Source organism: Pseudomonas sp. JV449, assembly GCF_032424295.1.
Lineage (GTDB): Bacteria > Pseudomonadota > Gammaproteobacteria > Pseudomonadales > Pseudomonadaceae > Aquipseudomonas > Aquipseudomonas marginalis.
The window spans coordinates 77,399-93,046 of sequence record NZ_VYKD01000033.1 but is presented as its reverse complement, the minus strand read 5'-3'; the positions used below and the strand labels follow the sequence as shown (position 1 = coordinate 93,046).

15 protein-coding genes are annotated in these 15,648 nt (G+C 62.0%); 6 read left to right on the top strand and 9 right to left on the bottom strand.

Translation table 11 applies throughout. From position 1 onward, the window contains the following. Window positions 1-6: 6 nt before the first annotated feature. The 6 genes from F6S08_RS28560 to F6S08_RS28535 form a co-directional block, all read right to left on the bottom strand. The gene (locus F6S08_RS28560; protein WP_027605215.1) at window positions 7-663 is read right to left on the bottom strand and encodes a DedA family protein; all 657 of its coding nucleotides are present in this window, start codon (window positions 661-663) and stop codon (window positions 7-9) included. Window positions 664-963: 300 nt separating this feature from the next. Then, entirely contained in the window at window positions 964-1,422 is a 459-nt protein-coding gene (locus tag F6S08_RS28555; RefSeq protein ID WP_027605216.1) for a GNAT family N-acetyltransferase, read from the bottom strand. 92 nt (window positions 1,423-1,514) lie between these two features. Continuing rightward, on the bottom strand, window positions 1,515-2,348 hold the full coding sequence (gene eutC, locus F6S08_RS28550; RefSeq protein WP_074847733.1) for an ethanolamine ammonia-lyase subunit EutC: 834 nt from the start codon (window positions 2,346-2,348) through the stop codon (window positions 1,515-1,517). Then, on the bottom strand, window positions 2,345-3,739 hold the full coding sequence (locus F6S08_RS28545; protein WP_315872661.1) for an ethanolamine ammonia-lyase subunit EutB: 1,395 nt from the start codon (window positions 3,737-3,739) through the stop codon (window positions 2,345-2,347). Before F6S08_RS28545 ends, eutC begins: the two co-directional genes overlap by 4 nt. 57 nt (window positions 3,740-3,796) lie before the next feature. Continuing rightward, on the bottom strand, window positions 3,797-5,230 hold the full coding sequence (gene eat, locus F6S08_RS28540) for an ethanolamine permease (protein WP_024077594.1): 1,434 nt from the start codon (window positions 5,228-5,230) through the stop codon (window positions 3,797-3,799). A gap of 143 nt (window positions 5,231-5,373) precedes the next feature. Beyond that, window positions 5,374-6,894 (bottom strand): aldehyde dehydrogenase family protein, encoded by a 1,521-nt coding sequence (locus tag F6S08_RS28535; protein WP_027605219.1) that lies wholly within the window; start codon window positions 6,892-6,894, stop codon window positions 5,374-5,376. 272 nt (window positions 6,895-7,166) lie between these two features. On the opposite strand from F6S08_RS28535, the gene F6S08_RS28530 reads away from it, so the two are divergent. The 4 genes from F6S08_RS28530 to F6S08_RS28515 all read left to right on the top strand — a co-directional run bounded on the left by F6S08_RS28530 (window position 7,167) and on the right by F6S08_RS28515 (window position 11,388). Then, entirely contained in the window at window positions 7,167-9,062 is a 1,896-nt protein-coding gene (locus F6S08_RS28530; RefSeq protein WP_065946576.1) for a sigma-54-dependent Fis family transcriptional regulator, read from the top strand. 73 nt (window positions 9,063-9,135) lie between these two features. Further along, on the top strand, window positions 9,136-10,485 hold the full coding sequence (mpl, locus tag F6S08_RS28525; RefSeq protein WP_315872660.1) for a UDP-N-acetylmuramate:L-alanyl-gamma-D-glutamyl-meso-diaminopimelate ligase: 1,350 nt from the start codon (window positions 9,136-9,138) through the stop codon (window positions 10,483-10,485). Next, complete coding sequence (gene ubiX, locus F6S08_RS28520) at window positions 10,482-11,111, top strand: flavin prenyltransferase UbiX (protein WP_027605222.1); 630 nt, start codon at window positions 10,482-10,484, stop codon at window positions 11,109-11,111. The genes mpl and ubiX overlap by 4 nt, the downstream gene beginning before the upstream one ends. Then, window positions 11,104-11,388 carry a YceK/YidQ family lipoprotein gene (locus tag F6S08_RS28515; RefSeq protein ID WP_027605223.1) on the top strand — a complete coding sequence of 95 codons (285 nt, stop codon included), beginning with the start codon at window positions 11,104-11,106 and terminating at the stop codon, window positions 11,386-11,388. Before ubiX ends, F6S08_RS28515 begins: the two co-directional genes overlap by 8 nt. Window positions 11,389-11,461: 73 nt before the next feature. Here F6S08_RS28515 and F6S08_RS28510 read toward each other — a convergent pair whose 3' ends face one another. The 3 genes from F6S08_RS28510 to F6S08_RS28500 form a co-directional block, all read right to left on the bottom strand. Beyond that, the gene (locus F6S08_RS28510) at window positions 11,462-12,103 is read right to left on the bottom strand and encodes an oxidoreductase (RefSeq protein WP_027605224.1); all 642 of its coding nucleotides are present in this window, start codon (window positions 12,101-12,103) and stop codon (window positions 11,462-11,464) included. A gap of 29 nt (window positions 12,104-12,132) precedes the next feature. Next, window positions 12,133-13,851 (bottom strand): C13 family peptidase, encoded by a 1,719-nt coding sequence (locus F6S08_RS28505; RefSeq protein WP_065924886.1) that lies wholly within the window; start codon window positions 13,849-13,851, stop codon window positions 12,133-12,135. A gap of 105 nt (window positions 13,852-13,956) precedes the next feature. After that, window positions 13,957-14,412 (bottom strand): MaoC family dehydratase, encoded by a 456-nt coding sequence (locus F6S08_RS28500; RefSeq protein ID WP_027605226.1) that lies wholly within the window; start codon window positions 14,410-14,412, stop codon window positions 13,957-13,959. A 164-nt stretch (window positions 14,413-14,576) separates the two neighbouring features. Here F6S08_RS28500 and F6S08_RS28495 point away from each other — a divergent pair, with 164 nt between their 5' ends. Both F6S08_RS28495 and F6S08_RS28490 read left to right on the top strand, forming a co-directional pair. Further along, window positions 14,577-14,930: a CidA/LrgA family protein gene (locus F6S08_RS28495; protein ID WP_065924885.1), complete on the top strand. Its 354-nt coding sequence runs from the start codon at window positions 14,577-14,579 to the stop codon at window positions 14,928-14,930. After that, a complete protein-coding gene (locus F6S08_RS28490; protein WP_065924884.1) occupies window positions 14,927-15,643 on the top strand; it encodes an LrgB family protein in 717 nt (238 codons plus the stop codon). Before F6S08_RS28495 ends, F6S08_RS28490 begins: the two co-directional genes overlap by 4 nt. The last annotated feature ends 5 nt before the right edge of the window (window positions 15,644-15,648 follow it).

Here is a 15,648-nt window from a genome sequence, read left to right as displayed (position 1 = left end):
GCCGGGTTACTGCGATTTGGCTTCTGAAGACGTGCGACCAAAGCGGCTGCGGAACACGCCAATGATCATCGGCACCAGCGACAGCAGGATGATGAACACCACCAGCAGCGAAAGGTTTTTCTTGATAAATGGCACGTTGCCGAAGAAGTAGCCCAGGGTCACCAGGCCGCCGACCCAGAGAATGGTGCCCAGCACGCTGAAACCGAAGAAGCGTGCATAGGGCATTTTCGCGATGCCGGCAACGAACGGCGCAAAGGTGCGCAGGATCGGCAGGAAACGCGCGAGGGTCACGGTTTTGCCGCCGTGCCTGTCGTAGAAATCGTGGGTCTTTTGCAGGTAGTCGCGGCGGAAGATTTTCGAGTTCGGGTTGCTGAACAGGCGTTCTCCCGCCGTTCGCCCGATCACATAATTGGTACTGTCGCCGAGGATTGCCGCCAGCATCAGCAGCCCGCCCAGCAATACCGGGTCCATGCCACCGCCTGCTGCCACGGCGCCGGCGATAAACAGCAACGAATCACCTGGTAGGAACGGCATGACCACCAGGCCGGTTTCGCAAAAGATGACCAGGAACAGAATGGCGTATATCCACGGACCATAATTGGTTACCAGCATGTCGAGGTACACGTCGAGATGCAGGATAAGGTCGAGCGGGTTGAAATCCATGGATGGCACCTGTGTGAACGGCCCGACTCGGCAGGCCTGTGCGGAAGCTCGGGTAATAAGGCTACACGTGTATGTAGTGTTTCTTACAACCCTGAAAGGTCCGCATTATACGGATTGAGAGGTGAAAAGCGTGTTGGTTTTGTAGCGGGGGATGTCGCGGGGGGACGGTCCACAGATCGCCAGAAAGGCACTGTGGGAGCGAGTTTGCTCGCGAAAGCATTCGGTCAGTTATAAATAGTCTGACTGAACAGCCGCCATCGGGGTAGCCCCCTCCCACAAGGTGTCCATGGTGTCAGGGCGTCAGTCTTCGCTGATCGGCAAGGTGTAGTTCTTGAACTCGGTGTCTTCACGAAACCCGATGGACTCGTACGTCTTCTGCGCCACCTGGTTATCACTGCTGGTCGATACCCGCAGCCGCACTGCGTGGGTTTCCTTGGCCATTTTCTTCGCCGTGCGCATCAGGTTATCCGCCACCAGTTGCCGGCGCGCGTCTTCGGCCACATAGATGTCGTTGAGGATCCACACGCGTTTAAGCGACAGCGAGGAAAAGCTCGGGTAAAGCTGGCAAAACCCGAGCACGCGTTTGTCGTCGTCATCGGCTAGGGCCAGGTAGATCACCGACTCCTTGCGGCGCAGGCGCTTTTCCAGGAAGGCCCGTGACGAATCCGGAAAGGGCAGGGCCCCGTAGAACTCGCGGTACTTGACGAACAACGGGGTCAACAGGTCCAGGTGTTCCAGGGTCGCTTGAGTAATCCGCATGCCAGGCCTCAACTTCCAAATGGGGTATGACCACACGAGCGGCCGTGACTTGATGCTGCCTAAAGGCGCGAAAAAGCGCAATCGTGCCGGGATCAGTCGGTGGGTGGGCTGAGCAGGAAATTGCCCTTCATCAGGTCCGGGTCGTCGGATTCAAGGGTCTGAACCTGCGCCTCGTCCTTCAGGTTGACCCCCGACAGCTGCCGGCGACACGCCTCTCGCATCAAGTACAGCAGGCGATGGGCCGCCATGCCATAGCTCAGGCCTTCCAAGCGCACATTGGAGATGCAGTTGCGATAGGCATCGGTGAGGCCGACCTTGGGGTTGTAGGTGAAGTACAGCCCCAAACTGTCCGGCGAACTGAGCCCCGGCCGTTCGCCGATGAGGATCACCACCATCTTGGCGCCGAGCAGTTGCCCGATTTCATCCGCGACCGCCACGCGGCCCTGTTCCACCAGGATCACCGGCGACAAGGACCACCCTTCAGCGTGGGTCTGCTCTTCCATGCGCGTCAGAAACGGCAACGTATGTTTATGTACTGCCAGCGCCGACAGACCGTCCGCCACCACGACCGCCAGGTCCATGCCGCCCGGATGCTCAGCCGCGTAATCCCGCAGGCTTTGGGCCGATTCGTCACTCAAGCGCCGCCCCAAATCCGGGCGTTGCAGGTAGCTGTGCCGGTCGGTTGCCGCGCTGTGCAGCAACAGGCTATCGCGCCCACGCTCGGCCAACTGACTGCTCAGGCCTGCATGGTCGAAGGGCAGGTGCACCGCGTCCCGTGCCTGGGCGTGGGCAAATTGGAAATCAAGTTGGGCGTTGGTGGGAATGCTGGTGCCGGTGCGGCCCAGGGCAATTCGCGCCGGGGTCAGGCGGCGCAGTTCCAGCCACGGGTTTTCAGGCAGGTCGAGTTGCACGGGCGGCTCCTTCATCCCAATTGCGCCAGGGCGTGGCGAAACGCCGGTGGCAGGCTGTTGCCGAAGCGCACCTTGCCGTCGGCTTGCGTAAAGATGCCCATTTTGGCCAGCCACTGTTCAAACTCCGGCGCCGGTTTTAAACCCAATGTCTGGCGAGCGTACAAGGCGTCGTGGAACGAGGTGGTCTGGTAGTTGAGCATGATGTCGTCGGAGCCGGGGATCCCCATGATGAAGTTGATCCCGGCGACGCCCAGCAGGGTCAGCAGGGTGTCCATGTCGTCCTGGTCGGCTTCGGCGTGGTTGGTGTAGCAGATGTCGCAGCCCATGGGCACGCCCAGCAGCTTGCCGCAGAAGTGGTCTTCAAGGCCGGCGCGGATGATCTGCTTGCCGTTGTACAGGTACTCGGGGCCGATAAAACCGACCACGGTGTTGACCAGAAACGGCTTGAAATGCCGGGCCACCGCATAGGCGCGGGTTTCGCAGGTTTGCTGGTCGACGCCAAAATGCGCGTTGGCCGACAAGGCACTGCCCTGGCCGGTTTCGAAATACATCAGGTTCTGGCCCAAGGTGCCCCGGTTCAGGCTCAAGCCCGCCTCGTAACCTTCCTGCAGCACGCTCAGGCTGATGCCGAAACTGGCATTGGCCGCCTCGGTGCCGGCAATCGACTGGAACACCAGGTCCAGCGGCACGCCGCGGTTGATGGCTTCGATGGAAGTGGTGACGTGGGTCAGCACACAGGCCTGGGTGGGGATTTCGTAGCGCTGGATGATTGCGTCGAGCATCTCCAGCATGGCGCAGATCGAGGCGATGCTGTCGGTGGCCGGGTTGATGCCGATCATGGCGTCGCCGTTGCCGTAGAGCAGGCCGTCGAGAATGCTCGCGGCGATACCCGCCGGCTCGTCGGTCGGGTGGTTGGGTTGCAGGCGGGTCGACAGGCGTCCGCGCAGGCCCATGGTGCCGCGAAACCGGGTGACCACACGGATCTTCTGCGCCACCAGTACCAGGTCCTGCACGCGCATGATCTTCGACACCGCCGCTGCCATTTCCGGTGTCAGCCCCGGCGCCAATGCGCGTAGGGATTGTTCATCGGCGGCGTCGCTGAGCAGCCAGTCGCGCAGGCCGCCGACGGTCAGGTGGCTGACCACGGCGAAAGCCTGCTTGTCGTGGGTGTCGATGATCAGCCGCGTGACTTCATCGCTTTCATAGGGGATCAGCGCTTCTTCGAGGAAGTGTTTCAGCGGGATATTTGCCAGCGCCATTTGCGCCGCCACCCGCTCACCGTCGTTCTGCGCGGCGACGCCGGCCAGAAAGTCCCCGGAACGCGCGGGACTGGCCTTGGCCATCACGTCCTCGAGGCTGTCGAAGCGGTAGGTCTGTGCACCGACCGCGTGGGAAAAGCTTGCCATACAGTGTCTCCTTGACGACGCGGGCAGGAGAGGAACCCGCGTCGAGGTTTACGGCAGTTAGTGCAAGGCGGCCTCTGCGGCCTGGATCGCGGCGAATTCTTCTTCGGGCGTGCCTGCTACCAAGTGATGCCGGCTGTAGAAAGCAAAGTAAGCAATTAATACTCCATAGATGATCGCGGCGCCAATCACCACCCGTGGATCCACCAGAAAGCCCGCAACGACGGCCACGCAGGCCAGTACCAAGGCGACACCGGAGGTGAAGATGCCGCCCGGCGTGCGATAAGGACGGTCCATTTTGGGGCGACGGATACGCAGGGTGATGTGCGCGGCCATCATCAGCACGTAGGAAATGGTCGCGCCAAACACCGCCACCAGGATCAACAGATCCCCCTGGCCGGTCAGCGACAGGCCGAAGCCGATAATCCCGGGGATCACCAGGGCCAGTACCGGGGCCTTGCTCTTGTTGGTCTGGGACAGTTTGCGCGGCAGGTAGCCGGCACGGGACAAGGCAAAGATCTGCCGCGAATAGGCGTAGATAATCGAGAAAAAGCTCGCGATCAAGCCTGCCAGACCGACCAGGTTGACGAAGCTGCCCATCCAGGTCGAACCGCCATAGGACAGCGCCAGCGCTTCCACCAGCGGGTTACCGGATTTGACCAGTGCGTAGGTGCCCGCGCCGCCCGGTGCGATCACCAGGATCAACAGGGCAAAGCTGGTCAGCACCACAATGGCGCCGATCAGGCCCCGGGGCAGGTCGCGCTTGGGGTTCTTGGTTTCTTCGGCGGCCAGGGGCACGCCCTCTACGGCGAGGAAAAACCAGATCGCATAGGGGATCGCCGCCCACACGCCGACATAGCCGAATGGCAGGAAGGTGCTGGCGCCCTTGGCCTCGGTCACCGGAATATCCAGCAGGTTGGCGACATTGAAGTGCGGCACCATCGACACCAGGAACACGCCCAGCGCAATCGCGGCGATGGCGGTGATCACGAACATCAGCTTCAAGGCTTCGCCGACGCCAAAGATATGGATGCCGATAAAGATGATGTAGAACGCCAGGTAGATCATCCAGCCGCCGATGCCGAACAGCGACTCGCAATAGGCGCCGATAAATACCGCGATGGCGGCGGGGGCGATGGCGTATTCGATCAGGATGGCGGTGCCCGTCAGGAACCCGCCCCAGGGCCCGAAGGCACTGCGGGCAAAACCGTAGCCACCGCCGGCGGTGGGGATCATGGAAGACAGTTCGGCCAGGGAAAAGCACATGCACAGGTACATGGTGGCCATCAGCAATGTGGCGAGGAACATCCCGCCCCAGCCACCCTGGGCCAGGCCGAAGTTCCAGCCGGCGTAGTCGCCGGAGATGACGTAGGCAACGCCAAGACCAACCAGCAGGACCCAGCCGGCGGCGCCTTTTTTCAGTTCGCGTTGTTGGAAGTATTGGGAGTCGACTTTTTCGAAGTCGACAGAAGATCCAGTCGGTTCGCTAGGCATGGGAAAGTACCTTTCATTGTTATTGTTTTTTAACTCGGCCTCTGTGTGCCGAATGCAATTGGCAAGTACTTGTGGAGAGCTAAGTGTGGGAGAGGGCAAGCCCCTCCCACATTTGAGTGCATTTCAACTGTGGGAGGGGTTAGTTAGAAGAAGCCCAACGGATTAATGTCGTAGCTCACCAGCAGGTTCTTGGTCTGCTGGTAGTGATCCAACATCATCTTGTGGGTCTCACGGCCCACGCCGGACTTCTTGTAACCGCCAAACGCGGCATGCGCCGGGTACAGGTGGTAGCAGTTGGTCCACACGCGGCCCGCCTTGATCGCGCGGCCCATGCGGTAGGCGCGGTTGATGTCGCGGGTCCACACACCGGCGCCCAGGCCGAACTCGGTGTCGTTGGCAATCGCCAGGGCTTCGGCTTCGTCCTTGAAGGTGGTGATGCTCACTACCGGGCCGAAGATTTCTTCCTGGAACACGCGCATTTCATTGGTGCCCTTGAGCAGGGTCGGCTGGATGTAATAGCCGCCGGCCATATCGCCGGTGAGCTGCTCGACCTTACCGCCAGTGAGCAATTGCGCGCCTTCGCCCTTGGCAATTTCCAGGTAGGACAGGATCTTGTCGAACTGCTGCTCGGACGCCTGGGCGCCGACCATGGTGTCGGTGTCCAGCGGGTCGCCGCGCTTGATCTGCTCGACCTTCTTCATCACCACTTTCATGAAGTCGTCGTAGATCGACTCTTCCACCAGCGCGCGGGATGGGCAGGTGCACACTTCGCCCTGGTTGAAGAACGCCAGCACCAGGCCTTCGGCGGCTTTCTCGATGAACGACGGTTCGGCTTTCATGATGTCGGCGAAGAAGATGTTCGGCGACTTGCCGCCCAGCTCGACGGTGGACGGAATGATGTTCTCGGCCGCCGCATGCATGATGTGCGAGCCCACCGGGGTGGAGCCGGTGAAGGCGATCTTGGCGATGCGCTTGCTGGTGGCCAGGGCTTCGCCGGCCTCCTTGCCGAAGCCGTGCACCACGTTCAGCACGCCCGGTGGCAGCAGGTCGCCGATGACTTCCAGCAGCACGTTGATGCCCAGCGGTGTTTGCTCGGCAGGCTTGAGCACCACGCAGTTGCCGGCGGCCAGGGCCGGGGCGAGTTTCCACGCGGCCATCAGCAGCGGGAAGTTCCACGGGATGATCTGGCCGACCACGCCCAGTGGCTCGTGGAAGTGATAGGACGCGGTGTGTTCGTTGATCTCGGCGCTGGTGCCTTCCTGGGCGCGGATGCAACCGGCGAAGTAGCGGAAGTGGTCGGCGGCCAGCGGGATGTCGGCGTTGAGGGTTTCACGCACCGCCTTGCCGTTGTCCCAGGTTTCGGTGATGGCCAGCAGTTCGAGATTCTGTTCGATGCGGTCGGCGATTTTCAGCAGCACCAGCGAGCGGTCCTGGGCCGAGGTCTTGCCCCAGGCGTCAGCGGCAGCGTGGGCGGCGTCCAGCGCCTTGTCGATGTCTTTGGCAGTGGAGCGCGGGAATTCGGCGATAGGCTTGCCGTTGACCGGCGAGGTGTTGGTGAAATAGTTGCCATCGACCGGGGCAACGAATTCGCCACCAATGTAGTTGCCGTACTTGGCCTTGAACGAAACGATCGCGCCTTCAGTACCGGGGTGTGCGTAACGCATGGTGGGTATCTCCTGGCTTTTATGTTTATTGGAGTGCAGCGCGCAAGCGCTTGATAAAGCGTAGAGCAAAGGTTGGGCCACTGCTTTGCAGGCCAGGAAAATCAAGGGCTTGGGGTTTGTTGCAAGGCGTTGCTGTGACACGGGTGGTACAGGCGCTGTGACAGTTTGTGCCATAAACGGTACAGGCCGTGACCGGCGAGTCGGCCCGGGATTGCATTGGCTGGGTGCCTGGGGGATGCTGGTGGCTCTCACGCAGGGAGAATAATAAGAACATGCACAACGATCATTTCAGTCGCCATGCCCAGCAAGTCCTTACTGTGGCGCGTGGGCGCGACCCGTCGAGCGACCCGTCCATCGCCCGCTCCTGGCTGCGCTGCCTGGAGGACTACCACCTCGATCCTGCCCAGACCATCGCCCCTACGGTGCTTGAGCACGGCCGCCTGCTGGAAAGCCGCGAGCGCCTGCAACAGGTGCTGCATATCGCCGGCAGCGAGATGAACAGCCTGCACCAGCAGCTGTCGGGCGCTGGCCACGCGGTGCTGCTGACCGATGCCCGTGGGGTGATCCTCAACTGTGTCACAGCACCGTCCGAGCGCAAGATTTTCGAACGCGCCGGGCTGTGGCTCGGTGCCGATTGGAGCGAAGCGTGCGAGGGCACCAATGGCATCGGCACCTGCCTGGTGGAGCGCCAGTCGTTGACCATTCATCGCGATGAACATTTTCGTGGGCGCCACACCGGGCTGACCTGTTCGGCGAGCCCGGTGTTCGACCCCCACGGCGACCTGTTGGCGGTGCTGGACGTGTCGTCGGCCCGGGAGGAGGTGTCGCGGCAGAGCCAGTTCCACACCATGGCGCTGGTTAACCTGTCGGCGAAGATGATCGAGAGTTGCTACTTCCTGCGTCACTTCGAAAACCATTGGCTGCTGCGCTTTCACCTGCAGGCCGAGTCGGTGGGCCTGTTCAGCGAAGGGTTGTTGGCGTTTGACGGCGAAGGGCGGATATGTGCCGTCAACCAGAGCGCACTCAACCTGCTGGGGCAGGTGCGTGGTGGGTTGCTGGGGCAACCGGTGGAGGCGTTGTTCGAGTGTTCCCTGGACCAACTGCTCGGTCGCGCCAGTGCCAATGCCACCGCCAGTTGGCCATTGCGCACGCGGGATGGTCGGCACTTGTTCGCGGCCTTGCGTGGTCAATCGCGCAGTGTACCTGCGCCCATCGCCAAGCCTGAACCCGTGCGCCTGGCCGGTATCTGCCTGGGCGACCCGGCGCTGCAGATTGACTTCCGTAAAGCGCTGCGGGTATTCGAGCGCGATGTGCCCTTGCTGATCAACGGCGAAACCGGCTCCGGCAAAGAGGCTTTCGCCAAGGCGGTGCATCACGCCAGCCAGCGTGCCGACAAGGCGTTCGTTGCCCTCAACTGCGCCGCCATCCCGGAAAGCCTGATCGAAAGCGAACTGTTCGGCTATCGCGGCGGCAGCTTTACCGGCGCGCGCAAGGACGGCATGCAGGGCAAGTTGCAACAGGCCGACGGCGGTACGCTGTTCCTCGATGAAATCGGCGATATGCCGTTGGCGCTGCAGACGCGCCTGTTAAGGGTGCTGGAGGACCGCATGGTGGTGCCCATCGGCGGTGAGCCCCAGGCGGTTGATGTCAGAATTATCAGCGCGACTCACCGGAATTTGCTGGAGCGCGTGCAGGACGGAAGTTTTCGGGAAGACCTGTATTACCGCCTCAACGGCCTGGAAGTCGTTTTGCCAGCGTTGCGTGAACGCAGCGATAAGCCTCAGTTGCTGGATTTCCTGCTGGCGCAGGAGGCGGGCGGCCAGAGCATAAGACTCGACCCGGCGGCGCGTTCGGCGCTGCTGTCCTACCCCTGGCCGGGCAACGTTCGGCAACTGCGCACGGTGTTGCGAACGCTGGCGGCGCTGTGTGACGACGGGCGGGTCGGCCTTGAGGATTTGCCAGCGTTGATTCGCCAGGCACGGCCGCAAGCAGTGGCCGAGGCCAGGCTTGCAGAGTCGCCCCTGGGCGACGCCGAGCGACTCGCCCTGCTCACGGCCCTGGAGCAACAACGCTGGCACATGACCCATACGGCGGAGCAGCTGGGTGTCAGCCGTAACACGCTGTATAGAAAGCTGCGCCGGCACGGTATTGCACGGGCTGCGCCATAGATCGGTCCTACAGCTAAAGAGTGCGATTTTCGCCCCCCTGCGCTAACCTGCCTCGATGTTTACGAGGTCGACTATGCACATTCATATTCTTGGTATCTGCGGCACCTTCATGGGTTCGATGGCGGTTCTGGCCAAAGAACTGGGCCATCACGTAACGGGCTCCGATGCCAATGTTTACCCACCCATGAGCACGCAACTCGAGGCCCAGGGCATTGAACTGACCCAGGGTTACGATCCGGCGCAATTCGACCCGGTACCGGACCTGGTGGTGATCGGCAATGCCATGTCCCGGGGCAATCCGGCAGTCGAATACGTCCTCAACAAAGGCTTGCCTTACGTGTCCGGCCCGCAATGGCTGGCCGACCATGTGCTGCAAGGTCGCTGGGTATTGGCCGTTGCCGGCACCCACGGCAAGACCACCACCAGCAGCATGCTCGCCTGGGTGCTGGAACACGCGGGCATGAGCCCGGGCTTCCTGATCGGCGGCGTGCCGCAGAACTTCTCGGTGTCGGCGCGCCTGGGCGATACGCCGTTCTTCGTGATCGAAGCCGACGAGTACGACAGTGCGTTCTTCGACAAGCGCTCCAAGTTCGTCCACTACCGTCCACGCACCGCGATCCTCAACAACCTTGAGTTCGATCACGCCGACATCTTCCCCGACCTGGCGGCGATCGAGCGGCAGTTCCACCATTTGGTGCGCACCATTGCGAGCGAAGGCCTGGTCATCCACCCGACCACCGAGCCGGCCTTGCAGCGCGTGATCCAGATGGGCTGCTGGACCCCGGTGCAAACCACCGGTGCGGGTGGGCAATGGCAGGTCAAGTTGCTCAGTGAAGACGGTTCCCGGTTTGAAGTGCTGTTTGACGGCGAGGCCCAAGGCATCGTCGAGTGGGACATGACTGGCCAGCACAACGTCGCCAATGCCTTGGTCACCTTGGCGGCCGCGCGGCATGTGGGCGTGGTGCCGTCCATGGGCATTGCTGCGTTGAGCGCATTCAAGAGCGTGAAGCGCCGTATGGAAAAGGTCGCCGACGTGAATGGGATTACCATCTACGACGACTTTGCCCACCACCCAACGGCCATTGCCACCACCCTCGACGGCCTGCGCAAACGTGTTGGCGATGCCCCGATCATTGCGATTGTCGAGCCGCGCTCAAACTCCATGAAGCTCGGCGCACACCGCGACGGCCTGCCGGAAAGCGTTAACGATGCCGACCAGGTGGTGTGGTATGCCCCGGCCAATCTTGGCTGGGACTTGCCAGCGATTGCGGCGCAATGCACGGTGCCGTCGAAAGTCTGTGATTCCATCGAGGGCATCATTGCGTTCGTCAAGCACCAGGCCAAGCCTGGCACCCATGTGGTGGTCATGAGCAACGGCGGCTTCGGCGGCTTGCACGGCAAACTGGCCGAGGCCTTGAAATGAGTGGCCCGGAGCGCGTCACCCTGGCGATGACCGGCGCATCCGGCGCGCCCTATGGCTTGCGCCTGCTCGATTGCCTGGTGCGTGAAGACCGTGAGGTGCACTTTCTGATCTCCAAGGCCGCGCAGTTGGTGATGGCCACCGAGACTGATGTCGCGCTGCCAGCCAAGGTGCAGATGATGCAAGCCTTCCTCACCGAGTACACCGGTGCGGCGGCGGGACAGATCAAGGTCTACGGCAAGGAAGACTGGATGTCGCCGGTGGCTTCGGGCTCCGGTGCGCCGGCGGCAATGGTCGTGGTGCCGTGCTCCACGGGAACGTTGTCGGCGATTGCCACCGGCGCTTGCAATAACCTGATCGAGCGCGCCGCCGACGTGACGTTGAAGGAGCGCCGCCAGTTGATCCTGGTGCCGCGTGAGGCGCCGTACTCGAGCATTCATCTGGAGCACATGCTCAAGCTGTCGAACCTGGGGGTGACCATCCTGCCGGCGTCGCCCGGCTTCTATCACCAGCCGCAGACCATCGATGACCTGGTGGATTTCGTGGTGGCGCGCATTCTCAACCTGTTGAATATCCCCCAGGACATGCTGCCGCGTTGGGGCGAACACCATTTGAGCAGCGATGAATAAGGCGCTGTTGGTGATACTGGCGCTGCAATTGGCCGGCTGCGCCACCGCGCGTACCCTGGACGCCGCGCAGCCCGGCGCGCCGGTGGTGTATGCCGGCACGCGATTGGATTTGTATGCAATGAACGGAGGTTGCTGCGCCAAGGACCGGTTCGGTGCCGAGGCGCCCAGCTACCCCGGTGTCGACCTGCCGGCCAGCGCGTTGCTCGACACGCTTTTATTGCCGCTGTCAGTGTTGACGGTGCTCGGTGTGGGATTTAACGCCACGGGCGGGCTCTAGCCTGGATTTTAAAAGCACCACAAAACCAATGTGGGTGGGCAAGCCCCTCCCACATTCTGCTTTGTGTTCGGCTTTATTTACCGAGCTTGCGCAGTTCATCCGACTCCACCACCCGCACCCCGTCCTGCTCTTCCAGCGCCAGGCGCCACATGGCCCGGGCCAGTTCGCAGACTTCAATGCCGTGGTATTTCCCCGGAATCAACCGTGACAGCGGCCCGGCCAGTTGCTCGGCCAAACGGGGCTCCAGCCGTTCCCCCAGCAGCAACGAAGGCCGCACGATGGTCAGTTGCGGCCAGTCCTGGGCCTTGAGTGCCTGTTCCATTTCCCCTTTGACCCGGTTGTAGAACACCGAGGATTTCGGGTCGGCGCCAATCGCGCTGATCACGATCAGGTGCCGCGCGCCCATCTCCCGCGCGCGCTTGGCAAAGGCTACGACCATATCCAGGTCGACGGCACGAAAAGCTTCTTCCGAACCGGCTTTCTTGATGGTGGTACCCAGGCAGCAGAAGGCAATATCTACCTGGCCGCTCAGTTGCGGCAGGAACACCGCCGGGTCGCCCACCGGGTTTTCCAGGTGCGGATGCTCGGCCAGCGGCTTGCGGCTGGGTGCCAGCACACGGGTCACGGTAGGTTCGTTGAGCAGGCGGTCGAGCAGGTGTTCGCCGGTCAGGCCAGAGGCGCCAGCGAGCAGGATATGCTGAGGTGTCAGGTACATGGTGTTTCCCCCTTGTTACACGTTACAGCTTAGTTGCCTTTGGCTTCCTTGCTATTCATTGAGACGCTTTCCAGCGCCTTTCGTGCCTGCTGCTTGCGTAATAATTGCCAGTGGGCGATCACGCCTTTGGGGGCCCAGATCTGCGGTTCGGACGCTTCGAAGTTGTCTGCCTGTTCGCGTTCGCTCACATGCAGCTGCGCCAGCTTGAAGGCTTGCTGCAGATCGTCGGTCTGGTTGAAGGCTTGGGCGAAGAGGGCATCGCCGAAGTAGGTGAAGTCGGCCTCTTCGGAACAGCCGAAGGACACGCGGTCGGCGCGTGAGGCGGTCATGATCAGGGTGCGTTCGTCTTTGAGCGCCGGGATGAATCCACCGGAGTAGCAGGCTGAAATCACCACGATCTTGTCGCGGTTTTTCAGCGGCGCGAGCACGGCGGCCAGTTCATCGGCGGGCAGGTCGGCCAGTTCCATGCGCGGTTGGTCCAGCACCAGTTCGTGTTCGTGGGTGCCGTGGCTGGTCATGTAGATAAACACCAGGTCTTCCGGTCCGGTGCGCTCGGCCAGGGTTTGCACGGCCCGGCGCAGGCTTTCGCGGGTGGCCAGTGGTCGGTCAGCGATATGGTCGCGGTGGTTGACCAGGCGGATCTGCCCCCGTGCGCCGAAGCGAGTGGTGAGCATATTGCTGACGTAATCGGCTTCGCGCAGGAACACGCTTTGTTTGCCGTCGCCGGCCACGGCCAGGGTGTACAGCTCCACTGCGGGGGTGGACGCAGGCACGGCAGCGAGGGCGGCATCGAGCAAATGGCCCTGGGCCAGTACGCCGATCTCCAGTGGGTCGGGCAACAATGCGCCGTCAGCATCACGCACGCGCATGCCGTTGACCCAGGTACCGGCCTGCACGGTGCCGTCGGTGAGTACCAGGGTGCCGCGGCCTTGATAGTTGTCGCTGTCAAAGCCGCCGATATAGAAGCTGCCGTCGGTCAGGTTCAGGCGGCCTTCGCCGGTAAAGCGCCAGTCGCTGAACTGGCCGACGTAGTGGCTGCCATCCACGCCGATCAGTTCGCCCTTGCCGCTGAGTGCGCCTTCCTTGAACTGGCCGATCCACACGTCGCCATCGGCGTTTTCATAGCGGCCCTTGCCGTTGAGCTGGTTCTGCTTGAACTGGCCGACATAGATGTCGCCGTCGGCGCTGTTGAACGTACCGTTGCCCTCCAGCTGGCCGTCGACGAAGTGGCCGCTGAACTGGTTGCCGCTGTCGTCATTGCGCTGGCCTTCGCCGTTCGGCTTGCCGTGGGCGAACTGGCCCTGATACTGGCTGCCGTCGGCCAGTTCCAGGCGGCCAAGGCCGGAATACTGGTCGTCCTTGAATTCGCCGCGATAGGTCATCTGCCCTTCTTTGAGGGTGCCTTCGCCGTTGCGCCGACCGTTCTTGAACCCGCCCACATAGTGGCTGCCGGCCGTGGTGAGGCTGCCCTGTCCATCGAACAGGCCTTGCTGGAACTGGCCTTTATAGACTTCGCCGTTGCTGCCATGCCATTCGCCCTGGCCGTGCCACTGGCCTTTGTCGAACTGCCCGGCGTACCAGCTGCCGTTGGGATAATCCACGCGGCCCTGGCCTTGCAGCAGACCATTGACCACATCGCCCCGGTAACGGCCGCCATCGGGCAGGCGCGCATCGGGCGGCAACAGCGATTCGCCGTCTCCGCAAGCGGTGAGCAACAGGGCAAGGGCAAGGGGAGCGAGTGGGCGCATAGCGGGATCCGGATAATTGAGCGCCGAGTATGCCGCAGCTGCGAGATTCATACATAAATTTACATACCCTGTGGCGAGTTTCAGTGGCTCGCCACAGGAATGGGCTTACACGAAGTACAGCGACAACGACTCGGCGACGTAAGCGGGTTTTTCCTGGCCATCGATTTCCAGGGTGGCGGTGGCCTTGAGCAGCCATTGGCCGGGCTTTTTCTCGGTGACGTCGGTGAGGGTCACGTTCAGGCGCACCTTGGAATTGACTTTCACCGGCTGGATAAAGCGCACGCTGTCCAGGCCATAGTTGACGGCCATCTTCAGGCCTTCGGGCACGATCAGGATGTCTTCCATCAGCTTGGGCATCAGCGACAGCGACAGGAAGCCGTGGGCGATGGTGCTGCCGAACGGGGTTTGTGCGGCCTTGACCGGATCGACGTGGATGAACTGATGATCGCCAGTGGCCTCGGCGAACAGGTTGATACGTGCCTGGTCGATGGTGAGCCATTCGGAACGTCCCAGTTCCTTGCCGACATAATCTTTGAGCTGCGCTACGGGTACATAGGGCATTGCGTCTCTCCTTGGTTCATCGGTGCTGTTGTTATGGGTTACAGAGAACCAATGTAGATCATCATGGCCAACCAGCCCGGTCAACCCACCATGCTTTTGGCGAATGCCGGAGCATAGGGCGGGCATGCTTATAATGCGGGCGGGTCTTGAGGGGGAAAAAACGGATGCTGTTACGCGGTCTGACATGGCTGGTGCTGTTTCAATTGATCGGCACGGCGATCAATCATTTGCTGGTGCCGGTACTGCCGGGGCCGATCATCGGCCTGCTGTTGATGCTCGGGTTCCTGATCTGGCGTGGCGAAGTCGGCGAGCCCCTGAGCCTGGCGGCCAGCAGCCTGCTGCGCTACTTGCCGTTGCTGCTGGTGCCGCCGGCGGTGGGGGTGATGGTGTATGCCAGGGATATTGCCGCCGATTTCTGGGCTATCGTCGGTGCACTGGTGTTGTCGCTGGTGATCGCCATGGGCTTTGTCGGGCTGTTGATGGAACGCATGGTCAAGCGCAAGGAGCAGGATCAATGATCTTCGACTGGCACGGCGCATGGACGGCGGTGATTCATCACCCGCTGTTCGGTATCGGGATCACCCTGGGCGCCTATCAGCTGGTGCTGGCGGGTTTCGAGAAAACCCGCTGGATTTTCCTGCAACCGGTGCTGGTCTCCATGCTGCTGGTGATCGGCGTGTTGCTCACGTGCGGCCTGAGCTATGCCGAGTACCGCAAGAGCACGGAGATCATGGGGATCCTGCTGGGCCCGGCGACGGTGGCCCTGGCGGTGCCGCTCTATCTGAACCTGCGGCGGATTCGGCAATTGTTCTGGCCGATTTTTACTACGCTGGTGATAGGCGGCGTGTTGGCCACCAGCCTGTGCGTGCTGCTGGGCTGGTGGTTCGGCGCTGAACACAGGATGTTGATGACCATGGCGCCGAAGTCGGTGACATCGCCGATTGCCATGCTGGTGGCCGAGCAGATCGGCGGCGTGGCGGCGTTGGCGGCGGTGTTTGTGCTGATTACCGGGGTGGTGGGCGCGATGGTTGGCCCGGCGTTACTCTCGCGTCTTGGGGTGCACAGCCCCGAGGCGCGCGGCATGGCGCTGGGCATGACCGCCCACGCCGTCGGCACCTCGGTGGCCCTGCAGGAAAGCGAAGAGTGTGGCGCCTTTGCGGCGCTGGCCATGAGTCTGATGGGCGTAGCCACAGCGGTATTCCTGCCGCTGGCCGTGTCAGTGATTGTTTAAACCGG